Raw genomic sequence first — 1,968 nt, forward strand, 5'->3', positions numbered from 1 at the left:
CCGCGCTGGCGGAGGTACTCGGCGTACGAGAGCGTCTGTTCGTCGGCTTCACCGTTCGTGTCCGCGTCCAGATCGACTCGTGTTGGAACGCTCCCAGTGGACTCGAGTACCAGTGCGTCAGCACCGGCCCCACTACCGAATGAGACGCCCAGAATCGACTCGTGGCCGTCCGCAAGCGCGCTGGCGATCGAAACAGGAACGCTCGCAGCGCCAAGGTCGCCGAGATTGTGAACGGTTGCAGCGGCCTGGATCTCGTCAGTACCGACGCCGGCCGCGCCGGCGGCGCGGTAGGGGAGTTTCCCNAGATTGTGAACGGTTGCAGCGGCCTGGATCTCGTCAGTACCGACGCCGGCCGCGCCGGCGGCGCGGTAGGGGAGTTTCCCGTTTGGGGCCTGGATGGCGGCGGCCGTTGGCTCGAGGTCGTCGCTGGAGTCGAGTGCAGCCACAGCGCCAGCGATGGTTTCGGTGAACGCCTGGCGGTCGTACTGGGTGACGCCGAGGCCCTGAGTCTCTTCCTCGCCGGTGTTTCGGAATCGGGTGCCGGGGTAGGGGAGAGCGTACTCGGCACGATCAACGATCTCGGCGGGCCCACTCGCTTCGAGAACGAACGCGGCAGCACCCGCGCCAGCGGCGTGGTCGAGTTCGCTATCCGGTTCTCCGACCGGTGCGTCGGCGGCGACGACGAGCCCCGTCGTGGTCTCGTCAGCAGCGATGGCGTCCATGCCAGCCCAGAGCGCGCGGGTACCGGCGCGCGTGCTGCCGGTGAAGACGTGGCGGGTGGCCGCCTCGTTGACGGCGAGCATCGCGCCGAGACGGGCCGTCAGGTCCTCCTCTGCGACCGGTGGGCGAGAGGATGCGAAGCCGATCCAGTCGATGGCGTCGCCTGTGAGATCCGCCGCCTCGAGTGCGCGCGTCGCGGCCTCGTAGCCCATCGTCAGAGCGTCTTCGTCGGCAGCGGGAACAGCCTTCTCGGAGATGCCAGAGGCCTGGAAGTGACCCCAGGCGTCTGCGAACGCGTCAGCCGTGATCCGGAATCGGGGTGCGTACGCGCCGATTGCGGTGATCGCGGCCATCAGGCGCTCACCTCCGTTTCCTTCTCAAATACGTGAATCACGGACGCACCACCGCTGCCGCCGACGTTGTGGGTGAGCCCCCGCGTGGGGTTCTCGACCTGACGCTCGCCGGCCTTGCCCGAGAGCTGTTTGAACGCTTCGACGACCTGACCGGCACCGGTCGCGCCGATTGGGTGCCCCTTCGATTTGAGGCCCCCCGACGTATTGACGGGAAGGTCACCGCCGAGTTCGGTCGCACCGGACTCGATAAACTCGCCAGCCTCGCCCTTCTCACAGAAGCCGAGATCCTCGTAGGCCAGCAGTTCGGCGATCGCGAAGCAGTCGTGGACTTCCGCGAAGTCCAGGTCCTCGGGGCTGATACCGGCCATCTCGTAGGCCGTCTTGGCGGCACGCTGGCTCGCCGGGACGCCCGTGTAGGAATCGCGCTGGAAGAGGCCAACACTGTCGCTGCCGGCACCGACGCCGGCGACGCGGATCGGATCGTCCGTGTACTCGTCGACGACGTCCTCGCTGACGATCAGTGCGCAGGCCGCGCCGTCGGAGGTCGGACAGCAGTGATAGAGATTGAGCGGGTCCGCGACGACGGGTGCCGACTGGGCGTCCTCGAGTGAGCACTCGAATCCCAGCNATTGAGCGGGTCCGCGACGACGGGTGCCGACTGGGCGTCCTCGAGTGAGCACTCGAATCCCAGCTGGGCGTGCGGGTTCTTCGCGCCGTTAGCGTGGTTCTTGACGGCGACGCGTGAGAGTTGCTCGCGCGTGGTACCGTACTCCTCCATGTGGGCGCTTGCCATCTGGGCGTAGACACCCGAGAAGGTGGTGCCAGAGAGACGCTCCCACTCGGTTTCGCCGGACACGCCGAGCCAGTACTTCGTCGCGTCCGAACTCATGTCGGT

At 67.1% G+C, this 1,968-nt stretch carries 1 protein-coding gene and 1 pseudogene; both read right to left on the reverse strand.

Annotation, left to right across the window (positions count from 1 at the left end):
* A partial coding sequence (locus C483_RS19135; protein WP_006655015.1) for a hypothetical protein occupies nt 1–1,073 on the reverse strand: 1,073 nt, incomplete at its 3' end.
* Nucleotides 1,073–1,968 (reverse strand): annotated as a pseudogene (locus C483_RS19140) (thiolase C-terminal domain-containing protein); the annotation flags it as partial. The pseudogene C483_RS19140 and the gene C483_RS19135, both read right to left, overlap by 1 nt.

Origin of the sequence: Natrialba hulunbeirensis JCM 10989 (genome assembly GCF_000337575.1) — an archaeon.
Taxonomy (GTDB): domain Archaea; phylum Halobacteriota; class Halobacteria; order Halobacteriales; family Natrialbaceae; genus Natrialba; species Natrialba hulunbeirensis.